General features: G+C 65.8%; 14 protein-coding genes. 9 read left to right on the top strand and 5 right to left on the bottom strand.

Annotated elements, in window-relative coordinates; genetic code table 11:
• The first annotated feature begins 99 nt into the window (after positions 1 to 99).
• Both alr and HUI96_RS14710 read left to right on the top strand, forming a co-directional pair.
• Positions 100 to 1,227 (top strand): alanine racemase, encoded by a 1,128-nt coding sequence (gene alr, locus HUI96_RS14715; protein WP_188255415.1) that lies wholly within the window; start codon positions 100 to 102, stop codon positions 1,225 to 1,227.
• Positions 1,228 to 1,337: 110 nt separating this feature from the next.
• Positions 1,338 to 2,591 (top strand): D-amino acid dehydrogenase, encoded by a 1,254-nt coding sequence (locus HUI96_RS14710; protein ID WP_188255414.1) that lies wholly within the window; start codon positions 1,338 to 1,340, stop codon positions 2,589 to 2,591.
• Here the strand turns inward: HUI96_RS14710 and HUI96_RS14705 are convergent.
• The 5 genes from HUI96_RS14705 to HUI96_RS14685 form a co-directional block, all read right to left on the bottom strand.
• Positions 2,582 to 3,019 carry a DUF1232 domain-containing protein gene (locus HUI96_RS14705; protein ID WP_188255567.1) on the bottom strand — a complete coding sequence of 146 codons (438 nt, stop codon included), beginning with the start codon at positions 3,017 to 3,019 and terminating at the stop codon, positions 2,582 to 2,584. The two genes, HUI96_RS14710 and HUI96_RS14705, sit on opposite strands and share 10 nt — an antisense overlap.
• A 142-nt stretch (positions 3,020 to 3,161) precedes the next feature.
• Positions 3,162 to 5,363, bottom strand: a complete 2,202-nt coding sequence (locus HUI96_RS14700; RefSeq protein ID WP_188255413.1) for a xanthine dehydrogenase family protein molybdopterin-binding subunit — start codon at positions 5,361 to 5,363, stop codon at positions 3,162 to 3,164.
• A gap of 1 nt (position 5,364) precedes the next feature.
• Positions 5,365 to 5,823, bottom strand: coding sequence for a (2Fe-2S)-binding protein (locus tag HUI96_RS14695; protein WP_188255412.1), 459 nt, complete (start codon positions 5,821 to 5,823; stop codon positions 5,365 to 5,367).
• A gap of 186 nt (positions 5,824 to 6,009) precedes the next feature.
• The gene (locus HUI96_RS14690) at positions 6,010 to 6,891 is read right to left on the bottom strand and encodes a LysR family transcriptional regulator (RefSeq protein WP_188255411.1); all 882 of its coding nucleotides are present in this window, start codon (positions 6,889 to 6,891) and stop codon (positions 6,010 to 6,012) included.
• A gap of 205 nt (positions 6,892 to 7,096) precedes the next feature.
• A complete protein-coding gene (locus tag HUI96_RS14685; RefSeq protein WP_188255410.1) occupies positions 7,097 to 7,402 on the bottom strand; it encodes a DUF1236 domain-containing protein in 306 nt (101 codons plus the stop codon).
• Between the two features lie 341 nt (positions 7,403 to 7,743).
• Here HUI96_RS14685 and HUI96_RS14680 point away from each other — a divergent pair, with 341 nt between their 5' ends.
• The 7 genes from HUI96_RS14680 (at position 7,744) to HUI96_RS14650 (ending at position 13,935) form a co-directional block, all read left to right on the top strand.
• Complete coding sequence (locus HUI96_RS14680; RefSeq protein ID WP_188255409.1) at positions 7,744 to 8,571, top strand: helix-turn-helix domain-containing protein; 828 nt, start codon at positions 7,744 to 7,746, stop codon at positions 8,569 to 8,571.
• Positions 8,572 to 8,689: 118 nt separating this feature from the next.
• Positions 8,690 to 9,133, top strand: coding sequence for an SRPBCC family protein (locus tag HUI96_RS14675; RefSeq protein WP_188255408.1), 444 nt, complete (start codon positions 8,690 to 8,692; stop codon positions 9,131 to 9,133).
• Positions 9,134 to 9,145: 12 nt separating this feature from the next.
• Entirely contained in the window at positions 9,146 to 9,943 is a 798-nt protein-coding gene (locus HUI96_RS14670) for an FAD binding domain-containing protein (RefSeq protein WP_188255407.1), read from the top strand.
• 25 nt (positions 9,944 to 9,968) lie between these two features.
• Positions 9,969 to 10,451: a (2Fe-2S)-binding protein gene (locus HUI96_RS14665; RefSeq protein ID WP_188255406.1), complete on the top strand. Its 483-nt coding sequence runs from the start codon at positions 9,969 to 9,971 to the stop codon at positions 10,449 to 10,451.
• A gap of 10 nt (positions 10,452 to 10,461) precedes the next feature.
• Positions 10,462 to 11,826: a xanthine dehydrogenase family protein molybdopterin-binding subunit gene (locus HUI96_RS29900; protein ID WP_188255405.1), complete on the top strand. Its 1,365-nt coding sequence runs from the start codon at positions 10,462 to 10,464 to the stop codon at positions 11,824 to 11,826.
• 1 nt (position 11,827) lies between these two features.
• On the top strand, positions 11,828 to 12,835 hold the full coding sequence (locus HUI96_RS29895) for a xanthine dehydrogenase family protein molybdopterin-binding subunit (RefSeq protein ID WP_188255404.1): 1,008 nt from the start codon (positions 11,828 to 11,830) through the stop codon (positions 12,833 to 12,835).
• Positions 12,836 to 13,059: 224 nt separating this feature from the next.
• Complete coding sequence (locus HUI96_RS14650) at positions 13,060 to 13,935, top strand: AAA family ATPase (protein ID WP_188255403.1); 876 nt, start codon at positions 13,060 to 13,062, stop codon at positions 13,933 to 13,935.
• Positions 13,936 to 13,973 lie beyond the last annotated feature (38 nt).

Genomic DNA, 13,973 nt, shown 5'->3' with positions numbered 1-13,973 from the left:
GGGCAGACTTGCATATATCCGATGAAAGGCACCTGCATTCTTGCATGAACTTGCGCCTCCAGCAGGCTATCCTTGCGCCATCGCGCTGGAGAAGTCGAATTGGGTATTGGAATTCCGTTGCCTCTCTCTGTTCCGGACCGCACCTTGGCCGGTGCGGTGCTCACGATCGATCTCGGCGCGCTTCGTCGGAACTTCCGCCTGCTGCGGGACGAAGCGGCAGGAGCGCGGTGCGCGGCCGTGCTCAAGGCCGACGCCTACGGCCTCGGCGCCGACAGGGTCGCGCCTGTGCTTGCGCAGGAAGGCTGCGAGACTTTTTTCGTCGCCCATGTGAGCGAAGGGATCGCCCTGAGGCATGTCCTAGGCGACAAGGCGGACATCTTTGTCCTGAACGGGCTCCCGCCGGGTGCCGAGGGCGCCTGCGCTGCAGCCGGCCTGATACCGGTGCTCAACAGCGAGCCGCAGCTTGCCGCCTGGCGCGACGCCGCCTCCGCCTTGGCACGCACCTTGCCGGCGGCGCTGCAGGTCGACAGCGGCATGGCGCGGATGGGCATGTCCCCTGCCGAGGTCGAGCGCATCACGGCGGATCCGGGCGCATTCGTCGGCCTCGATGTGAGGCTGGTCATGAGCCACCTGGCGTGCGCCGATGAGCCCGAAAAGGCCGCGAACCACGCGCAGCTTCATTCTTTCCTGCAGCTTGCTGCCAGCCTGCCTCAGGCAGCGCGCTCGCTGGCGAACTCGTCGGGGATTTTTCTCGGGTCGGATTTTCACTTCGACCTGGTCCGCCCGGGCGCGGCACTCTACGGCATCAACCCAGAGCCGGGACGCCCCAATCCGATGGCACCCGTGGTTCGGCTGGAGGCGAAGGTCGTCCAGACCCGTTCCGTCGAAGCTGGAGAAGGCATCGGCTACGGGCATGTGGCGCGCCCAGAGCGTCCTCTGCAGCTTGCGACCATCTCGCTTGGCTATGCGGATGGGTGGCCGCGGCACGCTCAGGCGGCGGCCTGGTACGAAGGCGTGCGGCTGCCCTTCATCGGGCGGGTGTCGATGGACAGCATCATTCTCGACATCTCCTCCCTACCGCCTGGGGCGCTGGCGCCCGGAGCGCTGGTCGAGTTGATCGGGCCGCACCAGAGCGTTGACGAGGTCGCGGCTGTAGCAAGCACCATAGGATACGAGATCCTCACCAGCCTCGGGCCGCGGTTTCACAGGATCTATGTGGACGCGTGAAGGGAATGCGCTCGGCTCTCGCGAGCCGGCATCGCACGTCAGAATTCAAACAAGCAGCTTGGCAGTCATGGGGTGACTGTAATGGGCAATAGAAGGGGCGAACGCCGAAAATGAAAGTACTTGTTCTGGGCAGCGGGGTGATCGGGGTCACCACCGCCCATTATCTGGCCGAAGCCGGACATGAAGTGACGGTCGTCGACCGCCAGCCCGGGCCGGCACTCGAGACAAGCTTCGCCAATGCCGGTGAGGTTTCGCCTGGCTACTCGTCCCCTTGGGCCGGTCCGGGCGTACCGGTGAAGGCGATCAAGTGGCTGCTGATGAAGCACGGACCGCTGGTGCTGCGCCCCAAGGCGGATCCGTCGATGTGGGTCTGGCTGACCCAGATGCTGCGCAACTGCACTTCGGCGCGCTATGCCGTCAACAAGGCTCGGATGGTGCCGATCGCCGAATATTCACGCGACCGCCTGCGCGACCTCCGCGCCTCGACGGGCATCGCCTATGACGAGCGCAGCCTCGGCACCCTGCAGCTCTTCCGCACGCAGAAGCAACTCGACGGGATCGGCGGCGACATCGAGGTTCTGAAGCAATTCGACGTGCCCTACGAGGTGCTCGATCCTGCCGGCTGCATCGCCGCCGAGCCGGCGCTGGCGCGGGTGAAGGGCAAGTTCGTTGGCGGCCTCAGGCTGCCGGGCGACGAGACCGGCGACTGCCAGATGTTCACCGAGCGTCTCGCCTCGCACGCGGCCACCAAGGGCGTCACCTTCCGGTTCGGCACCACCATCGAAAAGATCGTGGCGGAAGGCGGCAGGATAACCGGCGTGGCAACGTCGGCCGGCATGCTGACGGCCGATGCCTATGTGCTGGCGCTCGGCAGCTATTCCCCGTTCCTGGCGCGCCCGCTTGGCATCTCGATCCCCGTCTACCCGGTGAAGGGTTACTCGATGACGGTGCCGATCCGCAGCGAGGACGGCGCGCCGGTCTCGACGATCATGGACGAGACATTCAAGGTGGCAATCACGCGCCTCGGCTCACGCATCCGCGCCGGCGGCACGGCGGAGATTTCCGGGTACGATCTGACACTGCGAGATTCGCGCAAGGACACGCTGCTTCATTCGGTGGGCGATCTCTTCCCCCAGGGCGGAGATCTCGGCAGCGCGACCTTCTGGTGCGGGCTGCGGCCGATGACGCCGGACGGTCCGCCGATCATCGGCGGCACGCGGTACCCGAACCTGTTCCTGAACACCGGCCACGGCACGCTGGGCTGGACGATGGCCTGCGGCTCGGGGCGGGTCCTGGCGGACCTGATGTCGGGAAGGAAGCCGGAGATCGATACGACGGAGTTGGCGGTGTCGCGCTACGCGTAGCGGTCCGGCAAAGGCGGGCCTTCAGTTCGACCCGTCAGGGGCTGGACTGGTGAGACCGGCGAGAACAGCCAGGCGAGCAGCAGGGCGAACGCGATCCAGACGGCGATGATGAAGAGCATGCCCACCCTGCTCCTGGGGCGGGTTTCCAGCCGAGCCGCCTGGGCTCGGAGCTCTTCCACGACGGCCGCAGGAATCAACCACAGAGCCAGTAGAATCCCGGCCGGAATGATGATGAGATCATCGAGGATGCCGAGCACCGGAATGAAGTCCGGGATGAGGTCGATCGGACTGAGCCCATAGGCGGCTACCGCGCCCGCTACCGCCTTCGCACGCCAGGGGACGCGCGGATCGCGGGCGGCCAGCCAGAGCACCATGAGGTCTCGTTTGATGGCGCGCGCCCATCGCTTAGCGGTTTCGAACAATCTTATCCCTCGCTGCACCGGGGACATCACGAGGTATGTATATACCGTCAGGCGAGATTCTTGACAGAATCAAGCCCAGACCTTGCAGCGCGTCCATCGGCGGTTGCCCTCTCCCTCTCGAAGTCACTCAAAGGGAGGGCAAGCCGGCTCACACCGACAGGTTCTTGAGGATCGGCAGCTTGCGCACCGTCTGCCCGGTCGCGGCGCGCAGCGCGTTGGCGACTGCCGGCCCGATCGGCGGCACGCCCGGCTCGCCGACGCCGGTCGGCGGCTCGGTCGAAGGCACGATGTGGACCTCGACCTTCGGCATCTGGTCGATCCGCAGCGGCGTATAGGTGTCGTAGTTCTCCTGGTCCACCACACCGCCGGTGAGCGTCAGCTCCTCCTGCAGGATGGCGCCGAGGCCGAAGCCGATGCCACCTTCCATCTGTGCCCGGATCTGGTCCGGGTTGATCGGCGTGCCGCAATCGACGGCGCAGACCACGCGATCGACGGAAAAATCGTTGTCGCCCTTCATGGTGATCTCGACCACCTCGGCCACGTAGGTAAAAAAGCTCTCGTGCAGGGCGACGCCGCGGAAGCGACCCTGTGGCAGGGGCTTGCCCCAGTCCGCCTTCTCGGCCGCCAGCCGCAGCACCGCCGCATGGCGCGGATGCGCATCGAGCAAGGACAGGCGGAACTCGACCGGATCGCGCCCCGCTGCTGCGGCAAGCTCGTCGATAAAAGTCTCGACCGCATAGGCGGTGTGGGTCGAGCCGACCGACCGCCACCAAAGGACCGGGATGCCGACCTTGGTCGTGGTCAGTTCCACCTTCACGTTCGGGATCGCGTATGGCAGGTTCGCGGCGCCCTCCACGGAGGTCGGGTCGACCCCGTCCTTGACCATCGCCTCCATCGGCGAGCCGCCCATGATCGACTGGCCGACGATGTGGTCGTAAAGCGCGACAAGCTTGCCGTCCTTGTCGAGGCCGGCCTTCATCGCATGCACATAGGCTGGCCGGTAGCGGCCGCCGCGCATGTCGTTCTCGCGCGTCCACTGCACCTTGACCGGCTTGCCCGGCCCGAGCGCCTTGGCGACGGCAACCGCTTCGACCACCAGGTCCGCATCCGCGACGGCGCGTCGCCCGAAACTGCCGCCGCTCTTCAGAACGTGCAGCCGCACCTTGTCCGGGGTCGTACCGGCCACCTGTGCGGCCGCCATCTGGTAGACGTCCGGCATCTGGTGTCCGCCCCAGACCTCCACCGTGCCGTCGGCATTGATGCGGGCGGCGGCGTTGAGCGGCTCTATCGACGCATGTGCCAGATAGGGGAATTCGTAGCGGGCCTCGACCACCTTGGCGGCCGAAGCGAGGGCGGCAGCGGCATCGCCGTCGTTACGGGCCGTCGCGGCGCCCGGGCCGTCCGCCAGCCGGTTGTACTCGGCCAGCAGGTCGGTCGAGCCGCGGCTCTCGGCCTTCGACTCGTCCCAGATCACCGTGACGAGGTCCCGCGCCTTCAGCGCCGTCCACATATTGTCGGCGACCACCGCCACGCCGCGCGGCGTCTGCACCACGTCGGCTACGCCCTTGAGGGCCTTCGCCTTTCCCGCATCGAAGCTGCCGACCGTCGCGCCGAACTTCGGCGGATGGATCATTACCGCCGTCAACAGCCCGTCCAGCTTGACGTCTATCGTGTAGCCTTGGGTGCCGTTCGTCTTGCCAGCCGAATCGTAGCGCTTGAGTTGGTCGGATCCGATCTGCGTCCACTGCTCGCGCTGCTTGAGCTGCACGTCAGTCGGTACCGGGATTGCGGTGGCGTCCGCGGCGAGTTCGCCGAAGGTGGCGAGCTTGTCTGAACCGTGCGAAAGGACACCTGATTTTACCGTGATCTCGCCGGCCGGCACGTCCCACTTTCTGGCCGCCGCCGCGACCAGCATGCCGCGGGCGGCGGCGCCGGCCTTGCGATAGCGCTCCCAGGACGAGGTCATCGAGGTCGATCCGCCGGTGCCCTGGAAGGCGCCGCCCCAGGCGAGATTGCCGTAGAGCTTCGTGTTGCCCGAGGCGCCGACGACGTCGACTTGGCCCCAGTCGCCGTCGAGTTCCTCCATGACCAGCGTGGCGATGCCGAAATAGGAGCCCTGCCCCATCTCGAATTGCGAGGAGTGGATGAGGATCCGGTTCTCCGGCGTGATCTCGACATAGGCCTGGAACGGATTGGCGGCTGCTTCACCCGCCGTCTCCTGTGCCATGGCCGGGGCGGCCATCATCAGCCGATAGCCGACAACCAGTCCCGCGGCCGTTGCCGCCGAACCAAGGAGGAAGTCACGGCGGGTCGGCTTGAGGTCTCTAGTGTCGAAACGGAACTGCAACATGTCAGGCCTCCAGCCGGTGGGCGGCTTCGTGAATCGCCGCGCGGATGCGGTGGTAGGTTGCACAGCGGCAGAGATTGCCGCTCATCGCCGAATTGATGTTTTCATCCGTAGGCTTAGGCGTTTCGGTCAACAGGGCGGTTGCGGACATGATTTGCCCCGACTGGCAATAGCCGCATTGCGGCACGTCCAACTCGGCCCAGACTGCCTGGACGGTCTCGGCCACCTTCCCCGAAATCCCCTCGATGGTTGTGATGTTGGCCCCTTCGACATCCCCGACCAGGGTCTGGCAGGAGCGGGTCGGCGTACCGTCGATGTGCACGGTGCAGGCACCGCACTGCGCCATTCCGCAGCCGAACTTGGTCCCGGTTAGCCCTACGATGTCGCGGATGGCCCAGAGCAAGGGCATCTCCGCTTCGACATCCAAAGTTCGGGCCTCGCCGTTCAAGGTGAAAGCGACCATTGGTGATCTCCCAGAATGGAGGTGTCCCGCCGATGGCACCGTGGACCACGAGCGAGCGGTCAAAGTGTCAGCGGCAAGAGCCTATGATCGCGTGGCCGATGCGGCAAGACGGGCTGCTCGCAATCGCGTGATCGTGAAGGCGACCTGCTGTCAATTCCTGACTCACCTACCGCCCCGCCGGACGGATCACGTGAACAGGCTGCGCTCCTTCTCCACCGCCCCCGAGATGAACGTCGCGACTGCCTGGATGCGCGAGAGGCCGCGCATCGATTCGTGATAGACCAGCCAGTAGGCCCGGCGGATGGGCTCGGCGACCGGGACGGGCACGATGTCCGGCATCGCGCGGGCTATGAAGGTGTGAAGAATGCCGATCCCCGCGCCGGAGCGGACGGCTTCCGCCTGGCCGAGCGAAGAAGAGATCATGAAGCCCGGATCCCAGCCGGTGTCGATCTCGGCCGAATAGTCGAGCGATGGATAGACGACCAGGTCGGGCACATAGCCAACGAGCCTGTGGGAACTGAGCTCTTCCACGCTGCGCGGCTCGCCATGAGCCTCGAGATAGGCGCGCGAGGCGAACAGGCCGAGCGTATAGTCCACTAGTTTCACCGCGACGAGGCGGCCCTCGGTCGGACGCTCGGTGGTGATGGCGATGTCCGCCTCGCGCCTCGAAAGCGAGAAGGAGCGCGGCACCGGAACCAGTTGGATCTTCAGTTCGGGGTGCAGTGCTGCAAGCGCGCCGAGCCGCGGCGCCAGGAAGGCCACGCCGAAACCGTCGGGAGCGCCGATCCTGACGGTTCCCGATACTGCATCGCCCTCGCCCGCAACTTCCGCCCGCGCGGCGATCATGTCGGCTTCCATGCGCTCTGCGATCGCGAGGAAGCGCTCGCCGGCCGGCGTCAACTCGCTACCGGTGGTCAGCCGGCGAAACAGTTTTGCGCCCAGTGCATCCTCCAGCGCGGCGATGCGGCGGGAGACCGTGGTGTGGTTGAGCTCCAGCCGCTTCGCCGCCCCGAGAATCTGGCCGGCGCGGGCGACCGCCAGGAATACCCGCACATCGTCCCAGTTCATGCGCCCTCCGCTCCGCTGCGATCGCCTGAGTGTCGGCTGGACCCGATCGGCATCTGCAGTGCCTAAGCTGTGTACAGGAGGGGCGGGCAAGGGGCTAGGCAGGCGGAAGCTGGCCCCATGATGCGTTCGAGTTCCGGTAACGCCGAAACGAAACCGCCCGGGCGCAACGCACCCGGGCGGCAAAGTTCCGGCTCAGCCGGAGATGTCACTGCATGATGTGGACGATCTTGCGGGTGCCTGGATCGACCAGCACAGTGCGGCCGTCGACCACGACATACTGATACGACACATCCGGCACCTCGACGGCGTGCAGTTCAACCGTGTCGGGAACGGTGGAGCCGATGTTCAGTTCGACGCCCGGCAGATTGACCGAGGCGAGCGGCTTCTTCTGGACGTATTCGCGGATGACAGTCTCCTGCTCGGGAGCGATGATCACGTCCTGAGCGGCAGCGATGCCAACACCGGCGACGAGAAGAATGCCGGCAAGGGCGCTCGAAAGATGCGACTTCATATTGGCCTCCGTTGAGTATGCCATGGTTACTTCGCCCGCAATGCGAGAGAAGCGCTCGGGCACTACTCGCAGTGGGGATGCTCGGGTAACGCGGCCGTGAAAGGGTCGTTCCAACATGTGAAGCGGGACGGCGCGGCCGGCCGATCACTCTTCATGTCCGCCGTTATTCAGGTGCCTCCGAATTGTGTCTGATGACCAGGCCGACAAGGGCTCTGCAAAGCGTAAGGAGAACCGGAGGCCGCCATCCTGGTCTGACCAGTCACTTGACGATAGGGAACGGCGGTAGGAAGATTTCCGCCACAGGCCACGCATTCGGAGGAAACGGGCCCTGGGGAGGAACAATGGCGAACTCGATCAGGCTCTTGCGGGGCGCGTTCGGGCACGTCTCGGTGCTGACGGTTGCAACGAACCTGGTGACCCATGCCCATGCCGAGCCGCACATCATCGTCTGGCTTGACGGCACTGCCGGCGAGATGACGATCGGCTCCGAGAGGGTGAAGCTTGGTCCCCTTACTGCGGCGGGCATCAATCCGCTCCAGCCTCACAGCCATGATCTTTCGGGATCGGCCGGGCCGGGCCGCTTCCTCGCCTTCTATATCGATCCCCTCTGGGTGCGCGTCCGCCACGGCCTTGCTGCGCAAATGCCGATATTCCCCACTCCCGAGATCCGCCTCGAACCATGGCTCTACCGTGCCTCAGCCGGTCTACTCGACGTCTGCGAGGGCTATGAAGACGATCCGCTCGTTTCCTACGAGATCGAGCGGCTGATCGACAGCCTGATCGAAGCCGCCGATGTGACGATGCCGCGCGAATGTGCCGTCCGGCGAACCGGCGCCGTCCCGGACTACCGTGTCCGAAAAGCCATCGAGATCATGAAGGAGAGGGTGGCGGAGCGCATCTGCTTCGACGAACTGGCGCGCAGCATCGGCCTCTCGCGCCCGCACTTCTTCGCGCTGTTCAAGGAGCAGACCAACCTCACGCCGAACGTCTACTGGAACACGCTGCGCATGGAGGAGGCGCTCCGGCAACTGCAATGGTCAGAGGAGCCGCTGACCTCGGTCGCCGGCAACCTTGGCTTCACCACCCAGGGCAACTTTTCCCGCTTCTTCCGCGACCATGCCGGCGTGCCGCCGACGCTTTACCGCGAGGCGGCAAGGGCGACGGCTTAGCAATCGCGAGTGCTCATTTTCAGACGCATCGATAAGCGCTCCAGACGGATTGATAAGCGGCTTGCCCCGACCTCGCCTAGGGTAACTCCTGCCGAACCCGGGAGGAGGAACCCGCTCAATGCCGACAGTGACTGTCTCCAGCGTCATCGATGCCCCGGTCGAGAATGTCTGGAGCGCGATCCGCGACTATAACGGCCTGCCTTCCTGGCATCCTCGCATGGTCGAAAGCCACATCGAGGATGGTAAGGGAGCCAGCGAAATCGGCTGCGTGCGCAACTTCAAGGTCGCCACAGGCGCGACCATCCGCGAACGGCTGCTCGACTTCTCGGACGAGAATTTCCTCGTCAGCTATTCGATCATCGAGACGCCGCAGCCGATCTCCAACCACAGCGCCACGCTGCAACTAAGGCGGCTCACGGACGGCAACCGCACCTATGCGGAATGGACCGCCACCTTCGATGCGCCGGCCGACCAGGCGGAGGCGGTCGCCAAGGGTATGGGCGAGAATGTCTTCCAGGGCGGCTTCAACGCCCTGAAGAAGCGGTTTTCCGGCGAAGGCTGACGGGAGGCGGTGATGGGCCTGGTGCTGCGGAGTTTCGCCACGGTGAACGAGGCCGGTGCGGCGCTCAGCGAACCGGGCGCGCGCTATCTCGGCGGCGGCACGCTCGCCGTGCGCGCCGTCAACGAAGGCGACGTCTCGGTCCATTCTCTGGTACGTATCACCGACCCGCAGTTGTCCCGGATCGAGCTGTCCGAAGGTCGAGCACGCATCGGCGCTTCCGTGACGATGGCGCGCGTCGCGGCCAATCCCGGCATCGCCTTCCTCGCGCCTGCCGCCATGGCCGTAGGCGGACCCGCCGTGCGCAACATGGCGACGGTCGGCGGCAATCTGTTCGCACCCGCTCCCTACGGCGACTTCGCCGTGGCGCTTCTGGCACTGGATGCAAAGGTGGATGCCCGCAAGGACATGCCGATGGAGCGCTTCCTTGAGACGAGGGGCGCGCTTGCGAAGGGCAGCATCGTCACGGCCGTCAGCTTCGCCTTGCCATCGGAAGGGGGCTTCCGGTTCCGAAAAGTTTCCAGGGTGAAGCCGAAGGGCACGTCGGTTCTGAGCATCGCGGCCGTCATCGAGGAGGACCCCGACGGCACCATCCGCTCCGCTCGCATCGCGCTGGGCTGCATGGCGGACCGGCCGATCCGGGCCCACGCCGCAGAGCGGGCGCTGGTCGGCAGCCGGCGGACCGAACAGGGAATTGCGGCTGCACTCGCAGTTGCAGGAGAAGGTACGCATCCGGTCACCGATCCGGTCGCGAGCGCCTGGTATCGCGCCGAGGTGCTGCCCGTCCATCTGCGTCGCCTGCTTCTGTACTGAAGCGCCAAGGACCTGGAGGAAGATCATGCCAAAAGTTCCGGTCCAGTTCGCGCTGAACGGAGAGGAGAAAGCCGAGTTCGTCGAGAGCGGCACGTCGCTGCTCACCCTGTTGCGCGACAAGATCGGTGACACCTCGCCGAAGGGCGGCTGCCATCAGGGCACCTGCGGCGCCTGCTCCGTGATCATAGACGGCGAACTGAAACTCTCCTGCCTCGTGCTGGCCGAGACCTGCGGGAACGCGTCGGTCCAGACGACAGGCGGCCTCGCGGCCGACGGGGTGCTGCATCCGCTGCAGCGCGCCTTCCTCGACCATTTCGCCGCCCAGTGCGGCTTCTGCACGCCGGGCATGATCATGGCCGCCAAGGCGCTGCTCGATCGCAACCCCGATCCGACGCGCGAGGACGTTGTGGAGGCGATCTCGGGCAACATCTGCCGCTGCACCGGTTACGAGCCGATCATCCAAGCGGTGATGGCTGCGGCTCAGGGCAATTCACAGCGGGTCGCCTGAGGAGAGCCGCATGAAACTCGCCAAGGACTATTTCGCCGACGAACGAGCGGACGGTCTTCACGAGATCGGCCGGGGCCTTCCCCGCGCCGACCTTCCAGGCCACGTTACGGGCAAGACAAAATACTTCGCCGACCGGTCGATCCCGGGCATGCTCCATCTGAAAATGGTGCGCAGCCCGCATCACCACGCCCGCATCCGCGGCATCGACACCTCCGAGGCCGAGAAGCACCCCGGCGTAGTGAAAATCCTCACCGCCAGGGATGTGCCGCACAACGTCTACACCATCCTGATCCTGATCCAGATCGGCCCCGAGGACGAGCAGGTTCTGGCCGAGGACAAGGTGCGCTGGAAGGGCGAGGCGGTGGTGGCCGTCGTCGCCGACTCCGAGCGTGCCGCGAACGAGGCGGCGGCGAAGGTCAAGGTCGACTACGAGGTGCTGCCGGCCGTCTTCGACATGGACGAGGCGCTGAAGCCCGGCGCCCCGGTCGTCAACGAATATCACGGTCAGAACTACTATCTCTACGACAGCGGCGAGTGTCGAAAAGTTCGCTTCGGCGACGTGGAAGCAGGGTTCGCCGAGGCCGATTTCATCCTGGAGGAGACCTACCGCTCCTCGCCGATCGAGCATGCGCCGGCCGAAACCACCGGCTGCGTCGTGGTGCCGGAAGGCAACGACCGCTTCACCTGCTACACCAACACGCAGGCGATGTTCTTCACCCTCGATAACACGTCGATCATCCTGCAGATGCCGGGCCATCAGTTGCATCTAGTCGGCGGTACGGTGGGCGGGGGCTTCGGCGGCAAGGTGGACGTGATCGTTGAACCGATCGCCATCCTTGCCGCCAAGCTGACCGGCCGCCCGGTCTCCTTCGTCTACAGCCGCTACGAGGAGATGCAGATTTCCTCGCCGCGTGCCGCCGAGAAGATCGTCATCAAGGACGGGGTGACGAAGGACGGTCGCCTCGTAGCCCGCAAGGTGACCGGCTACACCGACGCCGGCGCCTATTCGCGCCATTCGCCCTATGGCGCGCAGAAGGGCGCGGCGCACTATCCCGGCCCCTACACGGTGCCGAACGTCTGGATCGATACCTACTGCGTCTACACCAACCGTACGCCATCCTCGGCCATGCGCGGCTTCGGGGTCACCATCGCCGACTTCGCGCTGGAGGTGCAGATGGACAAGCTGGCGCGGCTGATCGCCATGGACCCGCTCGAGTTCCGCTTCATCAACGCCTATCGCGACGGCGACATGAAGGCGCATCGGCAGGTGACCGAGGGCGCGGCGCTGATCGAGTGCATGCAGGAGGCCTCGCGCGCCGCAAGCTGGCCGGTCGCTAAGCGGTTCTACGACATGTCTTCGCGCGGGGAGGGTTGAGATGGCGATCCGGCGCGGCCGCGGCGTGGCGGCAGTCAACTATCCGACCGGCATGAACCTCGGCGGCGATCCCAGCCAGGCGCTCGTCCATTCGACGCCGACCGGCAACTTCATGGTGACGCTCTCCAGCGTCGATCTCGGCCAGGGGCTGAAGCAGGTGATGGCGCAGATCTGTGCCGAGACTATCGGCGTGCCGACCGAGCGCGTCATCATCGACACCGCCGATACCGACACCGGCCCGCACTGCATGGGCACTTTTGCCTCGCGCGGCACCCACCGCATCGGTAACGCCATCATCCAGGCCGCCAGGGAAGCGCGCCACGTGATGCTGGAAGTGGCGGCCGAGGCTCTGGAGGTGAATGCCACCGACCTGGATACCGACGGCGAGGGCAACATCCACGTGAAGGGCGCGCCGCAGCGCTCTATCTCGATCTTCGACACGGCGTTGACGGCGCATTTCAAGCTTGGCCTCTCCATCTCGGGCCGTGGCATGTTCCTCGTCCCGCGCTCCTATCCGGAGACGGAGACCGGCGCGATGAAGCCCTCGACCTGCTACGCCCATGCCTGTACGGTGGCCGATGTGGAGGTCGATGACGAGACGGGCGAGGTGACGGTGACCTCGGTCAAGAACGTCTTCGAGATCGGCCGCGCGCTCAATCCGAGGATGGTCGAGCAGCAACTGGTCGGCGGCTCGTGGATGGGCATCAGCCACGCCCTCTACGAGACCACCGAGCCCTATTATCCCAGCCGCGAGCATGGCGGCACCGATTTCAACGAATATCTGACGCCGGGTCCGGGCGATCTTGCCGAGACCGAGACCATCGTGCTGGAGCGCCCGGCGACGGACGGGCCATACGGCGCCAAGGGGCCGGGCGAGATGGCGGCGAACCCGCAGATCCCCGCGATCGCCAACGCCATCTTCGATGCCGTCGGGGTGAGAGTGGACACGCTGCCAATCACGCCCGAGCGGATCTTACGGGCGCTGAAGCAGCAGCGGGCGGCGCACTAGGAAGCATCGTTGATTGAGGCCTTTTCCCACGGTCCAGCGTCAGGGCGCGGCGCTCATGATCCCCTCCCCCTTGAGGGGAGGGGTAAGGGGCGGGGGTGCGTCATGCGCCAACGCTTCCCGTTCTCTGGCTTACCGCCGAAGGCCATCCAACATTTTCGCCCCGGTACCCCCACCCCTTACCCCTCCCCTCAAGGGGGAGGGGGATTCGGCGCTGCTTGCGCCTCATGACCTCCCTCGAATCCATCGCCGCATCACCCGAGGCCATCGCTTCCCGCCTCACAGAGGCCCGCTATCTCGCCGACGACGGCCTCGCCACCGCGATCTTTCTTGCCGTCCGTCTCGGCAAGCCACTGCTGCTCGAAGGCGCACCTGGAGTGGGCAAGACCGAGGCCGCCAAGGCCGTCGCCGAGGTGCTCAGCCGCAGTGTCGTGCGGCTGCAATGCTACGAGGGCATCGACGCCGCTCACGCCCTCTACGAATGGAACTACCAGCGCCAGCTGCTGGCTATCCGTCAGGCCGGCGAGACCGAGGTCGACATCTACGACGATCGCTTTCTGATCGCGCGGCCGCTGCTCAAGGTGCTGCGCGAGCCGGAGCAAAGCCTGCTACTGGTGGACGAGATCGACCGCTCCGACCACGAATTCGAGGCGCTGCTGCTCGAATTTCTGTCCGACTTCCAGATCAGCATCCCCGAGCGCGGCACGATCCGCGCACAAACACGGCCGATCGTCGTGCTCACCTCCAACCGCACGCGCGAACTCGCCGAGGCGCTCAGGAGGCGCTGCGTCTATCACTGGATCGGCTACCCCGATGCGGCGCGCGAGGCGGCGATCATCATGCTGCGGGCCGGCGACGTCGCCGAGGAGACGGCCCGTGCCGTGGCGAAGGCCGTCCAGGCGGTACGCGCCCGGCCGCTCACCAAGCCGCCGGGGATTTCGGAGGCGGTCGAATGGGCAAACGCCGCAACCGTGCTGGAGAAGGGCGGCAGCCCCTGGCCGCTCGCCTTCCGCCGTGCCGTCGGCGTGCTCGTCAAGGACGAGGAGGATCTTTCGGCGCTCACGCCCGAGCTTGACGCGATTGTCGAGGAGGCGCTGGGGTGAGGCGAGGCGCTGGCGACGTCCCCTTCTCCCCGACCGCG

The sequence above is a fragment of the Pseudaminobacter soli (ex Zhang et al. 2022) genome, assembly GCF_014595955.1.
Lineage (GTDB): Bacteria > Pseudomonadota > Alphaproteobacteria > Rhizobiales > Rhizobiaceae > Kumtagia > Kumtagia pseudosoli.
The sequence above is the reverse complement of the archived record's forward strand: the minus strand, read 5'-3'. Positions and strand labels throughout refer to the sequence as shown.

What these genes read in the sequence shown, in the direction of transcription:
- HUI96_RS14710 (WP_188255414.1), top strand. Translation starts at nt 1,338, where the DNA reads ATGAAAGTACTTGTTCTGGGCAGCGGGGTGATCGGGGTCACCACCGCC.
- HUI96_RS14700 (WP_188255413.1), bottom strand. Translation starts at nt 5,363, where the DNA reads ATGTTGCAGTTCCGTTTCGACACTAGAGACCTCAAGCCGACCCGCCGT.
- HUI96_RS14695 (WP_188255412.1), bottom strand. Translation starts at nt 5,823, where the DNA reads ATGGTCGCTTTCACCTTGAACGGCGAGGCCCGAACTTTGGATGTCGAA.
- HUI96_RS14690 (WP_188255411.1), bottom strand. Translation starts at nt 6,891, where the DNA reads ATGAACTGGGACGATGTGCGGGTATTCCTGGCGGTCGCCCGCGCCGGC.
- HUI96_RS14685 (WP_188255410.1), bottom strand. Translation starts at nt 7,402, where the DNA reads ATGAAGTCGCATCTTTCGAGCGCCCTTGCCGGCATTCTTCTCGTCGCC.
- HUI96_RS14680 (WP_188255409.1), top strand. Translation starts at nt 7,744, where the DNA reads ATGGCGAACTCGATCAGGCTCTTGCGGGGCGCGTTCGGGCACGTCTCG.
- HUI96_RS14675 (WP_188255408.1), top strand. Translation starts at nt 8,690, where the DNA reads ATGCCGACAGTGACTGTCTCCAGCGTCATCGATGCCCCGGTCGAGAAT.
- HUI96_RS14670 (WP_188255407.1), top strand. Translation starts at nt 9,146, where the DNA reads ATGGGCCTGGTGCTGCGGAGTTTCGCCACGGTGAACGAGGCCGGTGCG.
- HUI96_RS14665 (WP_188255406.1), top strand. Translation starts at nt 9,969, where the DNA reads ATGCCAAAAGTTCCGGTCCAGTTCGCGCTGAACGGAGAGGAGAAAGCC.
- HUI96_RS29900 (WP_188255405.1), top strand. Translation starts at nt 10,462, where the DNA reads ATGAAACTCGCCAAGGACTATTTCGCCGACGAACGAGCGGACGGTCTT.
- HUI96_RS29895 (WP_188255404.1), top strand. Translation starts at nt 11,828, where the DNA reads ATGGCGATCCGGCGCGGCCGCGGCGTGGCGGCAGTCAACTATCCGACC.
- HUI96_RS14650 (WP_188255403.1), top strand. Translation starts at nt 13,060, where the DNA reads ATGACCTCCCTCGAATCCATCGCCGCATCACCCGAGGCCATCGCTTCC.